The organism is Metapseudomonas otitidis, assembly GCF_900111835.1.
Classification (GTDB): domain Bacteria; phylum Pseudomonadota; class Gammaproteobacteria; order Pseudomonadales; family Pseudomonadaceae; genus Metapseudomonas; species Metapseudomonas otitidis.
In genome coordinates this window covers 1-20,695 of the sequence record NZ_FOJP01000023.1, presented here as the reverse complement: position 1 = coordinate 20,695, position 20,695 = coordinate 1, and the positions used below count along the sequence as shown (strand labels likewise).

Annotated in this window: 16 protein-coding genes and 1 riboswitch; of the genes, 8 read left to right on the top strand and 8 right to left on the bottom strand. The window is 67.2% G+C overall.

Annotation, left to right across the window (positions count from 1 at the left end; translation table 11 throughout):
- Positions 1-17 precede the first annotated feature (17 nt).
- The 5 genes from BM198_RS25445 to BM198_RS25425 all read right to left on the bottom strand — a co-directional run bounded on the left by BM198_RS25445 (position 18) and on the right by BM198_RS25425 (position 4,972).
- On the bottom strand, positions 18-461 hold the full coding sequence (locus BM198_RS25445; RefSeq protein ID WP_044403238.1) for a ketosteroid isomerase-related protein: 444 nt from the start codon (positions 459-461) through the stop codon (positions 18-20).
- A gap of 105 nt (positions 462-566) precedes the next feature.
- On the bottom strand, positions 567-1,148 hold the full coding sequence (locus tag BM198_RS25440; RefSeq protein WP_107330527.1) for a TMEM165/GDT1 family protein: 582 nt from the start codon (positions 1,146-1,148) through the stop codon (positions 567-569).
- 93 nt (positions 1,149-1,241) lie between these two features.
- A riboswitch (yybP-ykoY riboswitch) is annotated at positions 1,242-1,362 on the bottom strand.
- 43 nt (positions 1,363-1,405) lie between these two features.
- Positions 1,406-2,902: an amino acid permease gene (locus BM198_RS25435; protein ID WP_074973451.1), complete on the bottom strand. Its 1,497-nt coding sequence runs from the start codon at positions 2,900-2,902 to the stop codon at positions 1,406-1,408.
- Positions 2,903-2,962: 60 nt separating this feature from the next.
- Complete coding sequence (locus BM198_RS25430; RefSeq protein WP_074973449.1) at positions 2,963-3,958, bottom strand: class I SAM-dependent methyltransferase; 996 nt, start codon at positions 3,956-3,958, stop codon at positions 2,963-2,965.
- Between the two features lie 48 nt (positions 3,959-4,006).
- Positions 4,007-4,972 carry a 2-hydroxyacid dehydrogenase gene (locus BM198_RS25425; RefSeq protein WP_074973447.1) on the bottom strand — a complete coding sequence of 322 codons (966 nt, stop codon included), beginning with the start codon at positions 4,970-4,972 and terminating at the stop codon, positions 4,007-4,009.
- A 79-nt stretch (positions 4,973-5,051) separates the two neighbouring features.
- On the opposite strand from BM198_RS25425, the gene BM198_RS25420 reads away from it, so the two are divergent.
- Positions 5,052-5,681, top strand: coding sequence for a LysE family translocator (locus BM198_RS25420; protein WP_074973445.1), 630 nt, complete (start codon positions 5,052-5,054; stop codon positions 5,679-5,681).
- 136 nt (positions 5,682-5,817) lie between these two features.
- On the opposite strand, the gene BM198_RS25415 is transcribed toward BM198_RS25420, so the two are convergent.
- Positions 5,818-6,600, bottom strand: coding sequence for an AraC family transcriptional regulator (locus tag BM198_RS25415; RefSeq protein ID WP_074973443.1), 783 nt, complete (start codon positions 6,598-6,600; stop codon positions 5,818-5,820).
- 89 nt (positions 6,601-6,689) lie between these two features.
- Between BM198_RS25415 and BM198_RS25410 the strand changes: the two genes are divergently transcribed.
- Positions 6,690-7,874, top strand: a complete 1,185-nt coding sequence (locus BM198_RS25410) for an MFS transporter (protein WP_074973441.1) — start codon at positions 6,690-6,692, stop codon at positions 7,872-7,874.
- Between the two features lie 76 nt (positions 7,875-7,950).
- Here the strand turns inward: BM198_RS25410 and BM198_RS25405 are convergent, their stop codons facing one another.
- The gene (locus BM198_RS25405; protein ID WP_044403260.1) at positions 7,951-9,126 is read right to left on the bottom strand and encodes an acetyl-CoA C-acyltransferase; all 1,176 of its coding nucleotides are present in this window, start codon (positions 9,124-9,126) and stop codon (positions 7,951-7,953) included.
- Positions 9,127-9,305: 179 nt separating this feature from the next.
- On the opposite strand from BM198_RS25405, the gene BM198_RS25400 reads away from it, so the two are divergent.
- The 4 genes from BM198_RS25400 to BM198_RS25385 all read left to right on the top strand — a co-directional run bounded on the left by BM198_RS25400 (position 9,306) and on the right by BM198_RS25385 (position 17,421).
- The gene (locus tag BM198_RS25400; protein WP_074973439.1) at positions 9,306-10,988 is read left to right on the top strand and encodes a fatty acid--CoA ligase; all 1,683 of its coding nucleotides are present in this window, start codon (positions 9,306-9,308) and stop codon (positions 10,986-10,988) included.
- A gap of 251 nt (positions 10,989-11,239) precedes the next feature.
- A complete protein-coding gene (locus tag BM198_RS25395; protein WP_044403265.1) occupies positions 11,240-13,144 on the top strand; it encodes a DUF1302 domain-containing protein in 1,905 nt (634 codons plus the stop codon).
- A gap of 26 nt (positions 13,145-13,170) precedes the next feature.
- Positions 13,171-14,538: a DUF1329 domain-containing protein gene (locus BM198_RS25390; protein ID WP_074973437.1), complete on the top strand. Its 1,368-nt coding sequence runs from the start codon at positions 13,171-13,173 to the stop codon at positions 14,536-14,538.
- Positions 14,539-14,685: 147 nt separating this feature from the next.
- Positions 14,686-17,421 carry a winged helix-turn-helix domain-containing protein gene (locus BM198_RS25385; RefSeq protein WP_074973435.1) on the top strand — a complete coding sequence of 912 codons (2,736 nt, stop codon included), beginning with the start codon at positions 14,686-14,688 and terminating at the stop codon, positions 17,419-17,421.
- On the opposite strand, the gene BM198_RS25380 is transcribed toward BM198_RS25385, so the two are convergent.
- On the bottom strand, positions 17,410-18,276 hold the full coding sequence (locus BM198_RS25380; RefSeq protein ID WP_074973433.1) for a hypothetical protein: 867 nt from the start codon (positions 18,274-18,276) through the stop codon (positions 17,410-17,412). The genes BM198_RS25385 and BM198_RS25380 overlap by 12 nt on opposite strands.
- Positions 18,277-18,360: 84 nt before the next feature.
- Between BM198_RS25380 and BM198_RS25375 the strand changes: the two genes are divergently transcribed.
- Positions 18,361-19,032, top strand: a complete 672-nt coding sequence (locus BM198_RS25375) for a TetR/AcrR family transcriptional regulator (protein ID WP_074973432.1) — start codon at positions 18,361-18,363, stop codon at positions 19,030-19,032.
- An 81-nt stretch (positions 19,033-19,113) separates the two neighbouring features.
- Positions 19,114-20,055, top strand: coding sequence for an alpha/beta fold hydrolase (locus tag BM198_RS25370; protein WP_069563974.1), 942 nt, complete (start codon positions 19,114-19,116; stop codon positions 20,053-20,055).
- The last annotated feature ends 640 nt before the right edge of the window (positions 20,056-20,695 follow it).

Here is a 20,695-nt window from a genome sequence, read left to right as displayed (position 1 = left end):
CGGCGGTTCCCATTGCCTCAGGGCAGCGCTTTTTCCGCGTACGCGCGGCTGGCCAACCCCAGCTGGGCGCGGAAGCTTTCCATGTCGAACATCGTGCACAGCTCCTGCACCTCCCCCAGGCTGTTGAGGGTCCAGAACGCCATGGCCGAGATGCTCAGCACCCGGTCGCTGGGCGGGTAGCCCAGGGCGGGCTTCTGGATGCTGCCGATCAGGGTGCTCCAGGTGAACACCTTGTGGCCTTCGGCGATGCATTCCTCCACCACCACTTCCAGGTCGGGCATGGCCTCGCGGATCTCCTGCACCATCCCGGCGTAGCCGGCGCTGTCCAGCGTCTGCCCGAGGAAGGAGCTCTTGTAGAGGAAGTCCTTGCTTTGCAACTGCTCGGCCAGTGCCAGACGGCCCTTGTTCCAGGTGAGGTCGATGTGCTGGCGCACGACGCGTTTCAGGTCTTCGGTCGACATCCGCTGTCTCCTTCGCCGGTTCTGCAGATCGGCGGGAATCTACCAGTTGCCAGCCGCCTGCCATTGGCTGAAACGCCGGCGTTCCGGCGTCAGCCAAGTGGCGAATCAGCTCGCGGTGGTCAGCATCCAGGCCTGCCACGCGGCGTAGACGGCGAGGACGCCGAAAGCGACGGCAGCGAGGCGGCGGATCAGGGCCAGGGGCAGGCGATCAGCGGCGAAGTTGCCCGCCAGGACCACGGGGACGTTGGCGATCAGCATGCCCAGGGTGGTACCGGCGACCACCAGCACGAAGTGCGGGTACTGCGCGGCCAGCATCACGGTGGCGACCTGGGTCTTGTCGCCCATCTCGGCGAGGAAGAAGGCGATCAGCGTGGTGAGGAAGGGGCCGTATTTCTTCAGGCCGGAGGCTTCGTCGTCGTCCAGCTTGTCCGGCACCAGGGTCCACAGGGCCACGGCGGCGAAGGAGGCGGCGAGGATCCAGCCCAGGGTGGCGGGGGAGAAGAAGCCGGCGACCCAACTGCCCACCGCACCGGCCGCGAAGTGGTTGGCCAGGGTGGCGGCGATGATGCCCCAGATGATCGGCCAGGGTTTGCGGAAGCGCGCAGCCAGGAGCAGGGCGAGCAATTGCGTCTTGTCGCCGATCTCGGCCAGGGCAACGATCAGGGTGGGGACGAACAGGGATTCCAGCATCAGGGTTCCTACGGGGGCGGGTCGACTAATCACCATGACACACGCAATCTGCCCGCCCCGGGTCAGGTTGTGTGTGTCATAGGTCTTGTCAAACCGCTGGCCTGTCTGTGCAGGCTCGGGGTCATCCGCGCCATGGTCTGTGGACCAAGTGTGTTGACGCGGACCGGGCGAGCAGGGCGCTCGCGGGAGACTACTCCCCTAGGACGGGGCGCATTTTGCACAAGGCGGGCTCGCTGGGCAAGCCCGCCGCCGGGTCAGTCGAGGGTGGGGCGTACGTCCATCTCGGCGTAGCGCACGAAGCGGCTGCCCTTGCGCAGGCGGTAGCCCAGCCAGATCACCAGGAACAGCGGCAGGCTGATGTAGGTGGCCGCCAGGCCCACCCAGTTGATCTGCTCGCCCACCAGCGCCTCGTAGTTCTGCCCGAGGGTGATCGCCAGGCACAGGGCGAAGGCGAACAGCGGGCCGAAGGGGAACAGCTTGGCGCGGTAGGGCAGGTCTTCCAGGCGGCCGCCCTGCAGCAGGTAGCCCTTGCGGAAGCGGTAGTGGGAGATGGCGATGCCCAGCCAGGCGATGAAGCCGCACATGCCGGAGGTGTTCAGCAGCCAGGTGTAGAGGGTGCTGTCGCCGACGATGGAGGTGAAGAAGCACAGCGCGCCCACCAGGGTGGTGGCGTACAGCGCGTTGCGCGGCACGCCGCTGTCGGAAAGGCGGGCGAACAGCTTCGGCGCCTTGCCCTGGAGGGCTAGGGTGTAGAGCATCCGCGTCGAGGCGTACATGCCCGAGTTGCCCGCCGAGAGGATGGCCGTGAGGATCACCGCGTTCATCACGCTGGCGGCGGCAGCGAAGCCGGCCCGCTCGAACAGCAGGGTGAAGGGCGACACACTGATGTCGCTGGCCTCGTTCTGCAGCAGGCTGGGCTCGGTGTAGGGGATCAGCATGCCGATCACGAAGATCGCCAGGATGTAGAACATCAGGATTCGCCAGAACACCTGGCGGATGGCGATGGGGATGTTCTTGCGCGGGTTCTCCGATTCGCCGGCGGCGATGCCGATCAGCTCGGTGCCCTGGAACGAGAAGCCGGCGATCATCGCCACACCGACCATGGCCTGCAGGCCGCCGACGAAGGGCGCCTCGCCCTGGGTGAAGTTGCTGAAGCCCGGGGACTGCATGCCGCTCATCAGGCCGAAGATGGTGGCCAGGCCGACGCCGATGAAGATCACCACCGTCACCACCTTGATCAGCGCGAACCAGAACTCGCTCTCGCCGAAGCCCTTAACCGAGACCACGTTCAGCGCGAACATCAGCGCCAGGAACAGCCCGCTCCAGTAGATGCCGGGCACGTCCGGGAACCAGAAATTCATGATCAATTGGGCCGCCACCAGTTCGGCGGCGATGGTCACCGCCCAGTTGTACCAGTAGTTCCAACCCAGGGCGAAACCGAAGCCATCGTCGACGAACCGGCTGCCATAGGTGCTGAACGAGCCGGAAACCGGCATGTAGGCAGCCATCTCCCCCAGGCTGGTCATGAGGAAGTAGACCATCAGGCCGATCAGGGCGTAGGCCAGCAGGGCGCCGCCGGGGCCGGCCGTGGCGACGGTGGCGCCGGAGGCGACGAACAGGCCGGTGCCGATGGAGCCGCCGATGGCGATCATGTTCAGGTGACGGGGCTTCAGCGCCCGGTGCAGGCCGTGGGCGGCCGGCGGGTTGGCAGTGTGGTCGGTCAAGGTAGAACTCCAGGGGTCCGGTCTCATGCCGGATGGGCGCGGCGGCCGGAGCCGCTCGTCGTGGGTAGATGCAGGAACGCCCGCCGCTCAGCGGCGGGCACGGTAGACGCGGAAGCCGTCGCCCTCCGCCAGGGTCTGGCAATTGCCGAGTGCCTGTTCGATGAGGGGCGGATAGCGCAGGAAGCTGTTGGCCACCAGGCGCAGCTCGCCGCCGGCGCGCAGATGTTGGCCGGCGGCCCGCAGCAGGGTTTCGCTGGCCTGGTAGTCGGTGTGCACGCCCTGGTGGAAGGGCGGGTTGCTGACGATGGCGGCCAGCCCCTTGGGCGCGGCGTGGATACCGTCGCCGGCGATCACCTCGGCAGCGAGGCCGTTGGCGGCCAGGGTCAGGCGGCTGCTGGCGACGGCGAAGGCGTCCACGTCCAGCAGCAGCAGTTCGCTGGCCGGGTAGCGGCGCTTGAGGCTGGCGCCGATGACGCCGGCCCCACAGCCGAAATCCAGCACCGGGCCGACGGGCAGGTCGTCGAGGTGCGGCAGCAGCAGGGCGGTGCCCCGGTCCAGGCGACCGTGGCTGAACACGCCGGGCAGGCTGACCACCTGCAGCGGCCCATCGGGCAACTCCAGGCTGTAGCGCTGGGCCAGGCTGTCCAGGTCGGGGCGTTCGGGGGCCTGGTCGACGCGCACCTGCCACAGCTGGCAATGGCGCGCGCTGTCCAGCTTGCGCGGGGTGCCGAAGGCGGCCAGCTGCTTGGCGGCACGCTCGATGCCGCCGCGCTTCTCGCCCACCAGGAACAGCTGACGGCCGGGCAGGCGGGCGGCCAGGGCGGCCAGCAGGTAATCGGTCAGTTCGCGGGACTTGGGCAGGAACAGCAGGGCTTGTTCGAAGGGCTCGTCCGGCGCCTGCACCCCGAAGGTGGTGCGGCCGGCGAAGCGGGCTTCCAGGCTGGCGTGCTCGCCCGCGTGCCAGCTCCAGCCCCGGGCCTGGGGCAGGGTGCCGAGCAGGTCGTCGGCGGGAAGACCCGCTGCCAGCAGCGGGCCCTGGAACAGTTCGGCCTGTCGAAGCACGACTTCGCTGCGCGGGTCCATGGGTCGGTCCTGATAAAAGCGGCGAACTTTACCAGAAACTCACCCGCCCTAGACGACCGTACGGCACGGGGTGCCCGCCAGCCAGGCCTCGGTGTTCTCGGTCATCTGCTCCACCATGCGCTGGCGCGCCTCGCGGCTGCCCCAGGCGTTGTGAGGGGTGACGATCAGGCGCGGGATGTCCACCGCCAGCAGCGGGTTGCCGTCCTTCGGTGGTTCCTGGGTCAGTACATCGGTGGCGGCGCCCCCCAGGTGGCCGCTGCGCAGGGCGTCGGCCAGGGCATGTTCGTCCACCAGGCCGCCCCGGGCCGTGTTGACCAGGAAGGCGCCGCGCTTCATCCGCGCCAGCGCGTGGGCGTCGATCAGGTGGCGGGTGTGCTCGGTCAGTGGGCAGTGCAGGCTGAGGAAGTCCACCTGCGGCAGCAGGTCCTCCAGGGGCAGACGATCGGCCCGGTCGGGGCGGCCGGGCAGCGCACCCAGCAGCACGCGCATGCCGAAGGCTTCGGCCAGGCGCGCCACCGCGCCGCCCAGTTCGCCATGGCCGAGCAGGCCGAGGGTCTTGCCTTCCAGTTCGACGATGGGGTGATCCAGCAGGCAGAACTGGCTTGCCTTCTGCCAGCGGTCCTGGCGCACGTCGCGCTGGTAGTCGAGGAAGGCCGTGGCCAGGTTGAGCATCAGCATCAGGGTGTGCTGGGCCACGGAGGGCGTGCCATAGCCCCGGCAGTTGCTGACGGTGATGCCGCGCTGGCGGGCCGCCGCGAGGTCGACGTTGTTGGTGCCGGTGGCGCTGACCAGGATCAGCCGCAGGTCGGGCAGGGCGGCCATGGCGTCGGCGTCGATCACCACCTTGTTGGTAATCGCCACCGGCGCACCCCGGAGGCGCTCCACCACGTCGGCCTGGGCGCTCTGCTCGTGCAGCACCAGTTCGCCGAAGAGCTGGCGCAGGGGCGTCAGGTCGAGGTCACCGAGGTCGAGGGAGGCGTGGTCGAGGAACACGGCGCGGAGGCTGTTGGTCATCAGCTGTACCTTTTTCCGAGGCTTGGGGAGGCGTAAGGTGGCCAGCCTAACAGACCCTTGGCTCGAATCTGGAGGCGCCATGTACTGGACGGAATTCCTCACCGTTGCCCTGATCCACCTGCTGGCCGTGGCCAGCCCGGGACCGGACTTCGCCATCGTGGTGCGCGAGAGCGTGGCCCATGGACGGCGCGCCGGGACCTGGACGGCGATCGGCGTGGGCACGGGGATCTTCGTCCACGTGGCCTATTCGCTGCTGGGCATCGGCCTGATCGTTTCCCAGTCCATCGTGCTGTTCAACGCGCTGAAATGGCTGGCGGCGGCCTACCTGCTGTACATCGGCATCAAGGCCCTGCGGGCGCGCCCGGCCGACCCGGCGGCGGCCGAGGCGGAACTCACCCGCGAGGTGCGCAGCCCGCGCGGTGCCTTCGTCACCGGCTTCGTCACCAACGGGCTGAACCCCAAGGCGACGCTGTTCTTCCTCTCGCTGTTCACCGTGGTCATCAACCCCCACACCCCGCTGACGGTGCAGGCCGGCTACGGCCTCTACCTGGCCTGTGCCACCGCCGTGTGGTTCTGCCTGGTGGCGATGCTGTTCAGCCAGGAGCGTGTGCGCAGTGGTTTTGCCCGCCTGGGCCACTGGTTCGACCGCCTGATGGGCGCCGTGCTGGTGGGCCTGGGGATCAAGCTGGCGTTCACCTCGATGAAGTAAGCGCTCCACCTCGCAACGATGGGCTTCGCACAGCTCAGCCCATCCTACGGAGCCGTGGTGTGCATCCCGTAGGATGCGGTGAACTCGGCGAACCGCATCACCGCCACCTGCGCTCCACCAGGCGGCATCTGGCACATCAGCCTTTCTCCAGCGTCGCCAGCAACCCCAGGCTGGCCACGTACTCCCTCGGGTTTTCCCCCAGCAGGCGGCGGAACATGGCGCTGAAGGCGCGGCCGCTGCCGTAGCCCAGGTCGTGGGCGACCTGTTGCACGCCGTGTCCGGCCAGCAGGCGCGGCAGGGCTTCGGTGAGGCGCAGTTGCTGGCGCCAGTCGTTGAAGCTCATGCCCAGCTCCTGGGCGAACAGCCGGCTGAGGGTGCGGGTGCTGGCGCCCACCTCCAGGCTCCAGTCGTCGAGGGTGCGGGTGCTCTCCGGGGTTTCCAGCAGGGCCAGGCAGATGGCTTGCAGGCGTCGGTCCTGGGGCATCGGCAGGTGCAGGGGCATGCGCTCCAGGGCGGCGATCTCGTGGAGGATCAGGCGCTGCACCAGGCTGCGGTGTTCGTCATCGGTATCCCCGGCCTCCAGCGCCACCAGGCGCAGGATCAGCTCCCGCAGCAGCGGCGGTACCGCCAGCACGCAGCAGGCATCGAGGTTCGGTGGTGCGGCGTCGGCGGCGATGAACAGGGTGCGCATCTGCACCTGCCCGGACATGAAGATCTGGTGCTCGATACCCGGTGGGATCCACACCGCGCGGGTCGGCGGGATGACCCAGGCGCCGGCCTCGGTGACCAGGCGCATCAGCCCCTGCGCCGCGTAGAGGAATTGCGCCTGGTTGTGCAGGTGCAGGTCGACATGGGCGCCGTCGGGGTAGTCGAGGGCGACGGCGCCGATCCGGCCCTGGGGCAGATGGTCGATGAACATGGCTGTTCCGATGATCTTTTTGGCAGAACGTTGCTAAGCGGCCAACCTAGCATGGCGGTCCACAACAACCAAACAGCAGCGAAACTGCCATGAACCGACCGCGTACCGTCATCCGCTTCATCAACGCCGCCCACATCATCGACCATATGTTCATGCTCATCTTCCCTGCCGCCGTGCTGGGCATGACCGCTACCTTCGAGCTGTCGTATGCCGAACTGATCGGCCTGTCCCTCGGCGGCTTCATCGCCTTCGGGGCCTGCTCGCTACCGGCCGGCTGGCTGGGGGATAAATGGAGCCGCCGCCACATGATGCTGGTGTTCTTCCTCGGCATCGGCGGCGCGGCGATCTTCACCGGGCTGAGCCGCAGCACGCCGATGCTGGTGCTGGGGCTGGGGCTGATGGGCGTGTTCGCCGCCATCTACCACCCGGTGGGCACGGCGATGCTGGTGGCCCATGCGCAGAACCGTGGTCGCGAGATCGGCATCAACGGCATGTGGGGCAACCTGGGCGTGGCGTTCTCGGCGCTGGTCACGGGCTTTCTCACCGCGCATTTCGGCTGGCGCGCGGCGTTCATCCTGCCGGGCGCTTTGTCGGTGGCCATTGGCGTGTGGTTCGCCCTCTGCGTAAGGGACGAGGCGTCTCCCGTCGCAGCGGCCGGCACCCATCGGGGTGGCGGGGCGGGGCAGGTGTCGATGCGCCTGGTGTTCGGTGTGCTGGCGCTGGTGACGGCCACCGGCGGGGTGATATTCAACGCCTCGACCATGACCTATCCGAAGCTGTTCCAGGAGCGCCTGGTGGACCTGTTCGCCTCGCCGGAAAGCCTCGGCATCGTCGTCAGCATCGCCTACGCCTTCGGTGCCGTGGCGCAGTTGCTGATGGGCCGCGTGCTGGATCGCTACAGCCTGAAGCTGCCGTTCGTGGTGATGACCCTCTGCCAGGGGCCATTGCTGGTGGCCATGGCCTATGCCGATGGCTGGGCGGTGATCGCCCTGGGCGCCGCCTTCATGTTCGCGGTGTTCGGCCAGGTGACGGTGAACGATGCGATGGTGGCCAACTTCGTCGCGCCGCAGTGGCAGGCGCGGGTCTTCGCGTTGCGCTACTTCCTGTCCTTCGGCGCCAGTGCGGCGGCCATCCCGATGATCGCCTTCATCGAACCGCGCCATGGGCTGGTGGGGCTGTACCTGGTGCTGGCGGTGTTCGGTGCGCTGACCTTCGCGGCGGCGCTGGCCTTCCCGAGGACGCCGGCTCACGCGCCCAAGGCGGTGCCCGCCTGAGGTTCGCCCGGGTGGAATGAAAAGGGGCTCCCGGACGTTGGTCCGGGAGCCCCTTTTCATTGGCCGCGCGGGCGGGTTACAGCAGTTCCACCGCCACGGCAGTGGCTTCGCCGCCACCGATGCACAGCGAGGCGACGCCACGCTTGCCGCCCTTGTTACGCAGGGCGTTGATCAGGGTGAGGATGATGCGCGAGCCGGTGGAGCCCACCGGGTGGCCCTGGGCGCAGGCGCCGCCGTAGACGTTGACCTTTGCGTGGTCGAGGCCGTGCTCGCGCATGGCGAGCATGGTGACCATGGCGAAGGCTTCGTTGATCTCGAACAGGTCCACGTCGTCCTTGCTCCAGCCGGTCTTCCTGAACAGGTTGGTCATGGCGCCGATGGGGGCGAGGGTGAATTCGCTCGGGTCCTGGCTCTGGGTGGCGTGGCCGACGATCTTCGCCAGGGGCTTGAGGCCACGGCGCTGGGCTTCCTCGGCGGTCATCAGCACCAGGGCGCTGGCGCCGTCGGAGATGGAGCTGGCGTTGGCGGCGGTGATGGTGCCGTCCTTGCGGAAGGCCGGGCGCAGGGTCGGGATCTTGTCGAGGTTGGCGGTCAGCGGCTGCTCGTCGTCCTTCACCAGGGTCTCGCCCTTGCGGGTGGTGACGGTGACCGGGACGATCTCGGCGGCGAGGGCACCCTCGGCGATGGCGGCCTGGGCACGCTTGAGGGACTCGATGGCGTAGGCGTCCATCTCTTCGCGGGTGATGTTGTACGTGTCGGCGGTCTCCTGGGCGAAGGAGCCCATCAGGCGGCCGGTGCGGGCGTCTTCCAGGCCGTCGAGGAACATGTGGTCCTTGATCTCGCCGTGGCCCATGCGCAGGCCGGTGCGGGCCTTCTCCAGCACGTAGGGGGCGTTGGACATGCTCTCCATGCCGCCGGCGACCATGACGCTGTTGGTGCCGGCCTTGAGCAGGTCGTGGGCCAGCATCACGGCCTTCATGCCGGAGCCGCAGAGCTTGTTGATGGTGGTGCAGCCGGTGGCGGCGGGCAGGCCGGCGTTCAGGGACGCCTGGCGGGCCGGGCCCTGCTTGAGGCCGGCGGGCAGCACGCAACCCATGATCACTTCCTGCACGTCGGCGGCGTCGATACCGGCGCGGGCCACGGCTTCACGGATGGCCAGGGCGCCCAGGTCGACGGCGGACACACCGGCGAGGCTGCCCTGGAAACCGCCCATGGGGGTGCGGGCGCCGCTGACGATTACGATCTCGGACATCTTCTTGATTCCTCTGTGGGGACAGGCCGCGACCGGCCGGGTGGGACGATTCTATCTCGTGACCGGAAGTGGCCAAAGGGTCACGTGGCAAATCATTCTTTTGACTGATTGAGCACTGGACGCGGGGCTCTAGAGTGCGCATGACTACATGAAACCCCTTTGTACGCAGGTGCTTTCCCATGGTGCAGACCCGAGTCATCAAACCGGCCGACAACGCCTACACCTACCCCTTGCTGATCAAGCGTCTGCTGCTCTCCGGCAGCCGCTACGAGAAGACCCGGGAAATCGTCTACCGCGACCAGGTGCGCTACAGCTACGCCACCTTCGTCGAGCGCGTGGCGCGCCTGGCCAACGTGCTGACCGAGGCCGGTGTGAAGGCCGGTGACACGGTGGCGGTGATGGACTGGGACAGCCACCGCTACCTGGAGTGCATGTTCGCCATCCCGATGATCGGCGCGGTGCTGCACACCATCAACATCCGCCTCTCGCCGGACCAGATCCTCTACACCATGAACCACGCGGAGGACCGCTTCGTGCTGGTCAACAGCGAGTTCGTGCCGATCTACAAGGCCATCGAAGGCCAGCTGACCACGGTGGAGAAGACCCTGCTGCTGACCGACGCGGCCGACAAGCGCGCCGACCTGCCGAACCTCGTCGGCGAGTACGAGACGCTGATGGCCGTCGCCAGCCCCCGCTACGCCTTCCCGGATTTCGACGAGGATTCCGTAGCCACCACCTTCTATACCACCGGCACCACCGGCAACCCGAAGGGGGTGTACTTCACCCACCGGCAACTGGTACTGCACACCCTGTCCATGGCCTCCACCATCGGCGCGCTGGACAGCATCCGCCTGATGGGTACCGACGACGTCTACATGCCCATCACCCCGATGTTCCACGTTCACGCCTGGGGCGTGCCCTACGTGGCCACCATGCTGGGGGTGAAGCAGGTCTACCCGGGGCGCTACGAGCCGGAGATGCTCTGCCGGCTGATCCGCGAGGAGAAGGTGACCTTCTCCCACTGCGTGCCCACCATCCTGCAGATGATGCTCAACACCCCGAGCGCCCAGGGCCATGACTTCGGTGGGCTCAAGGTGATCATCGGCGGCAGCGCGCTGAACCGCGCCCTTTACGAAGCCGCCAAGGCCCGTGGCATCCAGCTCACGGCGGCCTACGGCATGTCCGAGACCTGCCCGCTGATTTCCGTCGCCCACCTCAACGAGGAACTGCGTGCTGGCAGCGAAGACGAGCGCACCACCTACCGCATCAAGGCCGGTGTGCCGGTACCGCTGGTGGAGGCGGCCATCATGGACGCCGAGGGCCACCTGCTGCCGGTGGATGGCGAAACCCAGGGCGAGCTGGTGCTGCGCGCCCCCTGGCTGACCCAGGGCTACTTCAACGAGCCGCAGAAGAGCGAGGAGCTGTGGGAGCACGGCTGGCTGCACACCGGTGACGTGGCGACCCTGGACGGCATGGGCTTCATCGACATCCGCGACCGCATCAAGGACGTGATCAAGACCGGGGGCGAGTGGATCTCTTCCCTGGAGCTGGAGGACCTGGTCAGCCGTCATCCGGCGGTGCGCGAGGTGGCGGTGGTCGGGGTGCCCGATCCGCAGTGGGGCGAGCGCCCGTTCGCACTGCTGGTGGTCCGCGACGGCTGCACCCTGGATGCGAAGGAACTGAAGGAGCACCTCAAGCCCTTCGTGGAGCAGGGCCACATCAACAAGTGGGCCATTCCCAGCCAGATCGCCGTTGTTACTGAAATTCCCAAGACCAGCGTGGGCAAACTGGACAAGAAACGTATCCGCGCCGACATCGCCCAATGGCAGGCCTCCGGCAGCGCTTTCCTCTCCGCCCTCTGACCCACCCTTGGGTCGGGCCGAAAGGCCCGGCCCAGCCACCAAGCAAACGCTTGGCCCAGTGATTGCGGCCTCTTGCCGCGTCACCCCCGCCTTTACCTATCGCTACTTCGGTCTAGTCTCCAAACCTGCGAGCCAGAGCGACTCGGGCCGTACGCAGGGCAGCAAATCACACTTTAGAGGGATCAAGCGGTATAGCCCGCTGGCTATAGTCCGCTCATTCCATAACAAAAAACACACATGGAGTAGCGTCGATGACAACAACTAGAAAACCCATCTGGCGACTGGCGCGGCTGCCCGTAGCCGTCAGCCTCGCATCCACCCTCGCCGCCCCGGCATTCGGCGTGACTTTCAACATCGGTGAGATCGAGGGGCAGTTCGACTCGTCGCTGTCCGTGGGGGCCAGCTGGTCCATGGCCAGTCCGGACAAGGACCTGATCGGTTCGAACAATGGCGGTCGCGGCCTGTCGCAGACCTCCGACGACTCGCACCTGAACTTCAAGCGCGGCGAGACCTTTTCGAAGATCTTCAAGGGCATCCACGACCTGGAGCTGAAGTATGGGGATACCGGTGTCTTCATTCGTGGCAAGTACTGGTACGACTTCGAGCTGAAAGACGAGAGTCGCCTGTTCAAGGACATCGACGACCACAATCGTAAAGAGGGCGCCAAGTCCTCCGGCGGCCAGATCCTCGACGCCTTCATCTACCACAACTACAACATCGCCGACCTGCCGGGCTCCGTGCGTCTGGGCAAGCAGGTGGTGAGCTGGGGTGAGAGCACCTTCATCGGTAACAGTATCAACAGCATCAACCCGATCGATGTCTCGGCATTCCGCCGCCCAGGCGCGGAGATCAAGGAAGGCCTGATCCCGGTCAACATGTTCTATGTGTCCCAGAGCCTGACCGAGAACCTGTCTGCCGAGGCCTTCTACCAGCTGGAGTGGGACCAGACCGTTACCGACAACTGCGGTACCTTCTTTGCTCAGCCGGATATCGTCGCGGATGGCTGTACCGATAACCTGCGAGTGTTGAACAAGCGCTCCACCATCAACGCAGCATTGCTGCCGGCCTTGGCCGCCAACAATGTGGACATCAACGAGGAAGGTGTCCTCGTGCGCCGTGGGAAGGACCGTGATGCCCGAGACAGTGGGCAATGGGGTACCGCACTTCGGTATTTCTCCGATGAGCTGAATACCGAGTTCGGCGCCTTCTTCATGAACTATCACAGCCGCGCGCCCATCTTCAGTGCCACGGGTGCTCCGCTGTCCCGCTATGCATCCGTCGGTCCGGGCGGTGCCTTGACCCCGCTGGTGGTGGCAGGTAACTCGAACTACTTCATCGAGTACCCCGAGGACATTCGCCTGTACGGCCTGAGCTTCTCCACGACGTTGCCAACCGGTACCGCCTGGAGTGGCGAGATCAGCTACCGCCCCAACGCGCCGGTGCAACTGAATACCACCGACATTCTCTACTCCGGGCTTACGCCTCTACCTGGACGTAGCAACGTTTCGCTCCTGAGTGGGGTGCCGGGTCAGGACCAGCACGGCTATCGCCGCAAGGAGATCACCCAGTTCCAGACCACGTTGACTCACTTCTTCGATCAGGTGATGGGCGCTGAGCGCGTAACTCTTGTGGGTGAGGTGGGTGTTGTACACGTGGGTGGGCTTGAGAGTACCTCTGACGTTCGCTACGGACGTGATCCGGTATTCGGCCCTGGTCCCCTGCCAGGAACACTGCCCAATAGTGCAGGCTCTGTTTTCCCGGCCAGCGCCAGTAACTCGGCCTGCGTGGGCTTGAACAAGGGCACTCTCAACGGTTCTGGCGCAGGCACTTCCCCGGACAACGTCAGCAAGTACTGCGAAGACGACGGCTATGTCACCAGCACCTCCTGGGGTTACCGCATCCGCGCGGTCTGGGATTACAACGACGTCTTCGCCGGTATCAACCTGAAGCCGAACGTAGTCTGGTCCCACGACGTCCATGGCTACGGCCCCAACGGCCTGTTCACCGAAGGCGCCAAGGCTGTGAGCCTGGGTATGGACGCCGAGTACCAGAACACCTACACCGCCAGCCTCAGCTACACCGACTTCTTCGGCGGCAAGTACAACACCCTGACTGACCGCGACTTCCTCGCGCTCAGCTTCGGCATGAACTTCTAAGCGGCTCCGGAAGACAAGGACTCACCATGAAAACAACAAAGACTCTTCTGCAAACCGGTGCCCTGGCGCTGTCGCTGCTGGCCTCCGCCGTCATGGCGGCGGTGCCGGCCGACGAGGCGGCCAAGCTGGGCACCAGCCTGACCCCGCTGGGCGCGGAGAAGGCCGGCAATGCCGATGGCAGCATCCCCGAGTGGACCGGCGGCCTGCCGCAGAACGCCGGTGCGGTGGACGACAAGGGCTTCCTCGCCGACCCCTTCGCCAGCGAGAAGCCGCTGTTCACCATCACCGCGCAGAACGTGGACCAGTACAAGGACAAGCTGACCCCCGGCCAGTACGCCATGTTCAAGCGCTACCCGGACTCCTACAAGATGCCGGTGTTCCCCTCCCACCGTTCGGCCACCGTGCCGGCTGACGTGATCGCCGCCGCCAAGGCCAACGCCACCGCCACCAAGCTGGTGGAAGGCGGTAACGGCCTGGAGAACTTCAAGACCGCCAACCCGTTCCCGATCCCGCAGAACGGCCTGGAAGCGATCTGGAACCACATCACCCGCTATCGCGGTGGCAGCGTGCGTCGCCTGGTGACCCAGGCCACCCCGCAGCCCAACGGCTCCTACAGCCTGGTGTACTTCCAGGACGAGTTCACCTTCCGCGACAAGCTGAAGGACTACGACCCGAGCAAGCCCAGCAACGTGCTGTTCTACTTCAAGCAGCGCGTGACGGCGCCCTCGCGCCTGGCCGGTAACGTCCTGCTGGTGCACGAGACCCTCAACCAGGTGAAGGAGCCGCGCCTGGCGTGGCTGTACAACGCCGGCCAGCGCCGCGTCCGTCGTGCACCGCAGGTGTCCTACGACGGCCCGGGTACCGCTGCCGACGGCCTGCGTACGTCCGACAACTTCGACATGTACAACGGCGCGCCCGACCGCTACGACTGGAAGCTGGAAGGCAAGAAGGAGATCTACATCCCCTACAACAGCTACCGCCTCGACTCGCCGAAGCTGAAGTACGACGACATCATCAAGGCCGGCCACATCAACCAGGACCTGGCCCGCTACGAGCTGCACCGCGTGTGGCACGTCGTCGCCACCCTGAAGCCGGGCGAGCGCCACATCTACGCCAAGCGTGACTTCTACATCGACGAAGACACCTGGCAAGCCGCGGCCATCGACCACTACGACGGCCGTGGCACCCTGTGGCGCGTTGCCGAGGCCCATGCCGAGTACTACTACGACAAGCAGGTGCCCTGGTACGCCGTGGAAACCCTGTACGACCTGCTCTCCGGCCGTTACCTGGCCCTGGGCATGAAGAACGAGGAGAAGCAGTCCTACGACTTCAACTACAGCGCTTCCGAGAGCGACTACACCCCGGCGGCCCTGCGTCAGGCAGGCGTTCGCTGATCCTGTAGGACGTTGTAAAAAAGCCGGCCCTCGGGCCGGCTTTTTCTTGTCCATGATTTCCCCGGGTACTTCAAATGAATCGGCCGAGGGGATAGGCTGCCACCACGTCCACGCCCCCGCGGCATAACCATTACTAGAAGCCGGGTGATGACAGACCTTTCCAGTTCGCGGTCCTTCGCGCCCACTGCCATGCCGGTGGTGGGCGAACGCTTCTTCCGACCCCCGTTGCCGGCAGGACACCTGTCCCGCCCCCGTCTGTGTGACCGCCTGGTCGACGGGCTTTCCGGCCGCCTGCTGCTGGTCAGCGCCCCGGCTGGTTTCGGCAAGAGCTCCCTGGCCATTGAGTTCTGCGAAGGGTTGCCCGAGGCCTGGCGCACCCTGTGGCTCGGGCTCGGGCGTCGGGACAACGACCCCGGCCGCTTCCTCGAACGCCTGCTCGACGGCCTGCGCCAGCTTCTGCCCGGTCTGGGCGAGGAGGCCATGGGCCTGCTGAAGCTGCGCCAGCGGCACCAGCCCTTCGCCTTCGAGCAGTGGATCGACGGCCTGCTGGACGAACTCTCCGCCCGGCTTGACCCCCGCCAGCCCGTGCTGCTGGTGCTGGATGACTACCACCTTGCCCAGGGCGCCGTGCTCGACCGCTGCCTGCAGTTCGTCCTCAACCACCTGCCTGCCGGCCTGGTGCTGCTGGTGACCAGCCGCCAGCGCCCGGACTGGCACCTGGCGCGCCTGCGCCTGTCGCGGCAGCTGGTGGAGCTCAACGAGCAGGACCTGCGCCTGACCGAGGCGGAGAGCGCCGCACTGCTCCAGGCCCAGGGTGTCGAGCTGGAGGGCGCCGGCCTCGAACACCTGCTGTCGCGCAGCGAAGGCTGGGCCGCCGGCCTGCGCCTGTGGCTGCTGGCCAGCCAGGACGAAGGCGACACCCAGGCCCTGGCCCGTGGCCCCCACGGTGACGAAGGCTTGATCCGCGACTACCTCCTGGAAGAGGTGATCGAACGGCAGGGGGCGGACATCCAGGCCTTCCTTTATGACACCGCCTGCCTCGACCGCTTCTGCGCCGAACTCTGCGACGCCGTGCGCGACAGCCACGACAGCGCCGCGCTGCTCCAGCAGCTGCAGGCCAACCAGGTGTTCCTCGTCCCGCTGGACGAGCACGGCCGCTGGTTCCGCTACCACCACCTGTTCTCCGACCTGCTGCGGGCGCGGCCGACCGGCGCCGGCAGCCTGCCCCAGGCCAGCCTGCACCTGCGCGCCTGCCGCTGGTTCAGCGCCCAGGGGTTGCTGGACGAGGCCATCGAACAGGCCCTGCGCGCCGGCCAGCCCGACGTGGCCGCCAGCCTGGTGCAGAACCTCTCCGAGGAGCAACTGTTGGCCGAGCAGAACATCGCCATGCTGCTGCGCTGGAAGATGGACCTGCCCGACAGCCTGCTGGTCAGCACCCCGCGGCTGATCATGCTCTACAGCCTGGCGCTGGCCCTGGCCTGCCAGCTGGATGCCGCCGAGGAGCTGGGCGCACAGCTGGCGCGCTTCCTGCCCGCGCCCAGCGCCCAGGCCCAGCAGAACCTGCTGTCCCAGTGGCTCGCCCTGAGCGGTGTCATCGCCCGGGGGCGCGGCGACATCGACCTGGCCGAGCGTCACTGCGCCGAAGCGGTCGCTACCCTCAGCCCTGAGCGCTATGGCCAGCGCCTGCTGTGCCTGTCGACCCTGGCCAACATCGCCGTGGTGCGCGGCGACCTGTGGCGCGCCCGCGGCCTGAACCGGGATGCCCTGGAACTGGCCCAGCGCATCGGCAACCCGCTGTTCGAAGCCGTCGCCCACTACGACCGCTCGCGCCTGCTGCACGCCCGGGGCGAGGTGCACCGGGCCTACCTGGAAGTGCAGCTGGGCCTCGATTGCCTGCGCGACCTGTCACCCCAGCGCCACTACGCGGCACGGGCACGGCTGATGATGTACGAGGGCTACCTGCTGGCCCAGCGCCTGCAGCCCGAGGCGGCACGCAGCCGCCTGCTCGCCGGGATCGCCGAAGCCCGCGCCTGTCGCGACATCAGCCTGCTCACCGGCTACGCCGTGCTGGCCAGCCTGGAAGGGCGCGAAGGCCGCTTCGCCGCCGCCTTCGCCCTGCTCGCCGAGGCCGAGCGGCTGATGCACATCTGGGACATTCCCCCGGTCTACTACCTGGCCATGGCCACCCTGGTGAAATGCGAGCTGTGGCTGGCCCAGGGGCAACTGGAACTGGCCAATGCCTGGCTGGTGCGGCTGTCGGAAACCTACGGCGGCGAGCAGCCGGCCGCCGCGCCGGAGTTCCACCCGCAGTTGCCGATGTACGTCGAATTGCAGCAGGCCGCCCTGGCCCGGGTGGAGGGGCGTGCCGCCGAGGCCGAGCGTCGCCTGCGGGCCCTGGCACTGCGCGCCCGGGAAGCCGGTGCGCTGTTGTTGGCCCAGTTCGCGCAAGTCGCGCTGGTGCACCTGCTGCTGGAAATGGGCAAGGAGCGCGATGCGTCACTCGCCCTGGGCAGCGCGTTCGATGCCATGGCCGGCGGCGCCTTGCTGCCGTTCCACGTACTGCTGACCCAGCGCGGTGGCTGGTTGCGCGAACAGATCGCCGCGCGCCCGGATGGTCCCCAGGCGACCCTGCTGGAACACCTCGGCGACTCGGCGGGCGACGCGCCTGGCGAGTCGCTGGGCAGCGGGGAAATGCTCAGCACCCGCGAGCTGGCGGTGCTGCAGCTGATTGCACAGGGCTGTTCCAACCAGGAGATCAGCGAGCGGCTGTTCATCTCGCTGCACACGGTGAAGACCCACGCCCGCCACATCAACGGCAAGCTCGGGGTCGAGCGGCGCACCCAGGCCGTGGCCCGGGCCAAGGCCCTCGGTCTATTGCGCTGAGGTTGCCGGCGGTGCGCTGAGGTCCAGGGCCGGTGCCGCCGGCTTGGTCTTCGGCGGCTGTGCCAGCTGTTTTTCCACATCCTGCTGGATGCCGGCCAGCACCGGCAGCAGGCTGCTCATGCTGGCGCGCACCTCGGGGTAGGGGTGCTTCTCCGCCAGCTCGCCGACCCGTGCCAGCAACTGGGCGCGCACCTCGCTGCGCAGGTGGATGTACAGCTCCGGCAGTTGCTTGGCCAGTTCGGCGCCGTAGAGCACCAGGTCCTCGCGGTTGAACTGCTTGGTCAGGCCCAGGTAGTCCAGCGCGCTGGAGGTGAGCATGGCGGCGGCGTCCTTGGTCTCCTGCAGGCCCTGGAGGCGGATCGCGCTGGTCTGCTCGCTCTCCGAGAGGGTCATCCAGAACTCCACCGTCAGGGAGAACAGCACCGCCTGCTGGCGCAGGGAGTAGCTCATCAGCCCCAGGGCTTCGGCGCCGTAGGGTTGCTGCGGGGCCTTGAAGTCGAAGTACAGGCGCATCAGCTCCTTGAGGCGGAACAGCACCTCCCGCGCCTCGTTCTGGCGCAGCTCCAGCGGGGCGTAGATGTTCAGCTGCGGCTTGAAGTTCTCTTCATTGACCATGCGCTGGTAGATCGGCCCGGTGAACTCGCCGCTGCGGCGGGGCAGGGCGTTGGCCTGGGTCTTGTCGATGCGCTCCAGGGCCTCGATCAGCTGCTGGTACTCCGGGCTGCCCCAGGGACGCTGCAGGTCCGGCAGTTTCTGCCCAAGGTAGTACAGGTCGGCGGCGCCGGCCGGCAGGCACAGCACCAGCAAAAGGATGGCCAGCGGCCAGGGCAGGCGGCGTGATAGCGTCATCGGCATTCGGGTCCGGCGGGAAGGGGCGCGCCAAGAGTAGCGAGGCGGCGCGGCGCCGTCACCCGCGCCTTGGTTCGGTGAGGAGACGTGATGGAAGGGGGCGAGCGTGGGGCCGTTCTGGCGGTGTTCGAAGACCTCGGCGGCTACGGCGCCGTGGCGCGCCAGCAAGGGGAGGGCGGCGGTCCGCTGGTGGGGCACCTGCTGAAGACCAACATCCAGCTGGCGGCCATCCCGGTGTTCGCCCGCAAGGGCATCGACGACACCACGGTGAACGACCTGCTGGAGGCGGCGCGGGTGTCGCGACGCACCTTCTACAAGCACTTCGCCAACAAGATGGATGTGCTGGCGTGCATCTACCAGACCTCGGTGGTGCTGCTGCTGGAACGCTTCCGCGCCCTGCGCGAAGCCAGCGGCAGCGACGAGGCCTGGCTGCGCGCCATGGTGCGCTGCTTCTTCGACTACCACCTGGCCGTCGGGCCGATCATTCGCCTGATGCAGGAGGAGGCCATGCGCAGCGGCTCGCCCCTGGCCAGCCACCGCAGGCGGGCCCATGAAGCGCTGGTGGCGCTGCTCGACGAACGCCTGCGGATCAGCGGGCCGGCCCTGGAGCCACTCACCGGGCGGGCGCTGATCTGGGCGCTGGAGGCCGCCTCCCTCGACCTGCTCGCCAGCGCCGCGCCCCGTGCGCAGATCGAGCAGGCCACGGCGGTGCTCGGCGACCTGCTGATCGCCGCCCTGCGCCCCCAGGCCGGGCCGGCGTGACACAACCTTAGGCTGGGCCACCGGCTCCGTGGGGGCGTGCTCTGATAAGGCACCGACAATAACAACCACGAGGTGCCTCCCATGACCGCCACCAGCCTGCCGATGATGCCCCCGCTGGCCGTCGGCGTTGCCCGCCTGGGCTTCGGTTCGCTGCCGCTCGACCGGCTCAAGTCCCGCTACGGCAACGCCGAGTCCGGCTCGCGCTACATCGAGCTGGACGGCTTCAACGTCCACTACCGCGACGAAGGCAGCCGGGACAAACCGGCGCTGGTGATGATCCACGGCGTGGTCGCTTCGCTGCACACCTGGGATGGCTGGGTGAAGGCCTTCGCGCCGCACTACCGGATCATCCGCTTCGACGTCCCCGGCTTCGGCCTGACCGGCCCCAAGCGCAGCGGTGACTACTCCGGCGAGCGCATGGTGCGCATCCTCGGCCTGCTGCTGGATCACCTGCGGGTGGATAAGGCCTCCATCGCCGGCAACTCCCTGGGCGGTTACATCGCCTGGAACTTCGCCCTGGCGCAGCCGCACCGGGTCAACCGCCTGGTGCTGGTGGACCCGGCCGGCTACCCGATGCGCAAGGTGCCCTGGATGATCGCCGCCGCTGCGCTGCCGGGCGCCACCGTGGCGATGCCGATGTGGATGCCCCGCGCGCTGATCGCCCAGGGCATCAAGGAGGTCTACGGCGAGCCGGGGCGGATCAAGCCCGGCGTGGTGGACCGCTACTACGACCTGACCCGCCGCCCCGGCAACCGCCGCGCGATGATGGAGATCTTCCGCGTGCTGCTGAAGGTCAACAAGGACGAGCTGGCAGGCACCCCCGAGCGCGTCGCCGCCCTCCAGGCACCCACCCTGCTGATGTGGGGCGAGCGCGACCGCTGGATCTCGCCCAAGCACGTACCGCTCTGGCAGCGCGACGTCCCGGGCATCCAGGTGCTCACCTACCCGGGCGTGGGGCACATCCCCATGGAAGAAATCCCCGAGCAGACGGCCGCCGATGCACTGCGGTTCCTGCAGGGCTGAGGCCCGAGCACAGCAACCAAGCGAGCGCCGCTCCCGCCTGTGGATAACACCTGGGAGCGGCGTTTTCGGTCAGGTATGTGGCGTCGTCGGCGCGCTGACGTAGGGGAGGCGTGGGGAGGCGTGGGGAGGCGTAGGGTGGGCTTCAGCCCACCGCGTTTCTCCAAGTGTTGCGCCGCCCCCCGGCAGCCCTGAGCAGAAGTCAGGGATTCGGCCGGGAGGGTGAAGCGGAAGGCATCAGCGATGCGCGGCAGTCAGTTGAACGTCGGGCGTGCCGTAGAAAGCGGTGGGCTGAAGCCCACCCTTGTATCTCGACTACAGCCCCACCCCAGGGGCATAGTCCCCGACTGATCATCGGGGGAGGGATAGGAAGCCGTGCCCACCCTTAGGCCGCGAGCCTGCAACGTAGATAGTGCTCCGCCCCTCCACACTCACTCGAACAGCCCGAACGGTATCCAGAGCCTTGAGCTCGCATTCACAAGGTTGGGCCGGGTGCAGTGATGATCGCGTCTGAACGGATCGAGAGGAGAATCCATGCCCAGCGTCATCGGCATCGACATCGCCAAACACACCTTTGACCTCGCCACCCTGCAGCCCAACGGCAAGTACCGCACCAAGGCCAAGCTGGCCAGCGACAAAGCGG

Excerpts from the sequence above, each read along its gene's own strand:
- BM198_RS25445 (WP_044403238.1), bottom strand. The coding sequence starts at position 461 with ATGTCGACCGAAGACCTGAAACGCGTCGTGCGCCAGCACATCGACCTC.
- BM198_RS25400 (WP_074973439.1), top strand. The coding sequence starts at position 9,306 with ATGGTGCAGACCCGAGTCATCAAACCGGCCGACAACGCCTACACCTAC.
- BM198_RS25385 (WP_074973435.1), top strand. The coding sequence starts at position 14,686 with ATGACAGACCTTTCCAGTTCGCGGTCCTTCGCGCCCACTGCCATGCCG.
- BM198_RS25405 (WP_044403260.1), bottom strand. The coding sequence starts at position 9,126 with ATGTCCGAGATCGTAATCGTCAGCGGCGCCCGCACCCCCATGGGCGGT.
- BM198_RS25370 (WP_069563974.1), top strand. The coding sequence starts at position 19,114 with ATGACCGCCACCAGCCTGCCGATGATGCCCCCGCTGGCCGTCGGCGTT.
- BM198_RS25415 (WP_074973443.1), bottom strand. The coding sequence starts at position 6,600 with ATGTTCATCGACCATCTGCCCCAGGGCCGGATCGGCGCCGTCGCCCTC.
- BM198_RS25410 (WP_074973441.1), top strand. The coding sequence starts at position 6,690 with ATGAACCGACCGCGTACCGTCATCCGCTTCATCAACGCCGCCCACATC.
- BM198_RS25425 (WP_074973447.1), bottom strand. The coding sequence starts at position 4,972 with ATGACCAACAGCCTCCGCGCCGTGTTCCTCGACCACGCCTCCCTCGAC.
- BM198_RS25430 (WP_074973449.1), bottom strand. The coding sequence starts at position 3,958 with ATGGACCCGCGCAGCGAAGTCGTGCTTCGACAGGCCGAACTGTTCCAG.
- BM198_RS25435 (WP_074973451.1), bottom strand. The coding sequence starts at position 2,902 with ATGAGACCGGACCCCTGGAGTTCTACCTTGACCGACCACACTGCCAAC.
- BM198_RS25420 (WP_074973445.1), top strand. The coding sequence starts at position 5,052 with ATGTACTGGACGGAATTCCTCACCGTTGCCCTGATCCACCTGCTGGCC.
- BM198_RS25380 (WP_074973433.1), bottom strand. The coding sequence starts at position 18,276 with ATGCCGATGACGCTATCACGCCGCCTGCCCTGGCCGCTGGCCATCCTT.
- BM198_RS25375 (WP_074973432.1), top strand. The coding sequence starts at position 18,361 with ATGGAAGGGGGCGAGCGTGGGGCCGTTCTGGCGGTGTTCGAAGACCTC.
- BM198_RS25395 (WP_044403265.1), top strand. The coding sequence starts at position 11,240 with ATGACAACAACTAGAAAACCCATCTGGCGACTGGCGCGGCTGCCCGTA.
- BM198_RS25390 (WP_074973437.1), top strand. The coding sequence starts at position 13,171 with ATGAAAACAACAAAGACTCTTCTGCAAACCGGTGCCCTGGCGCTGTCG.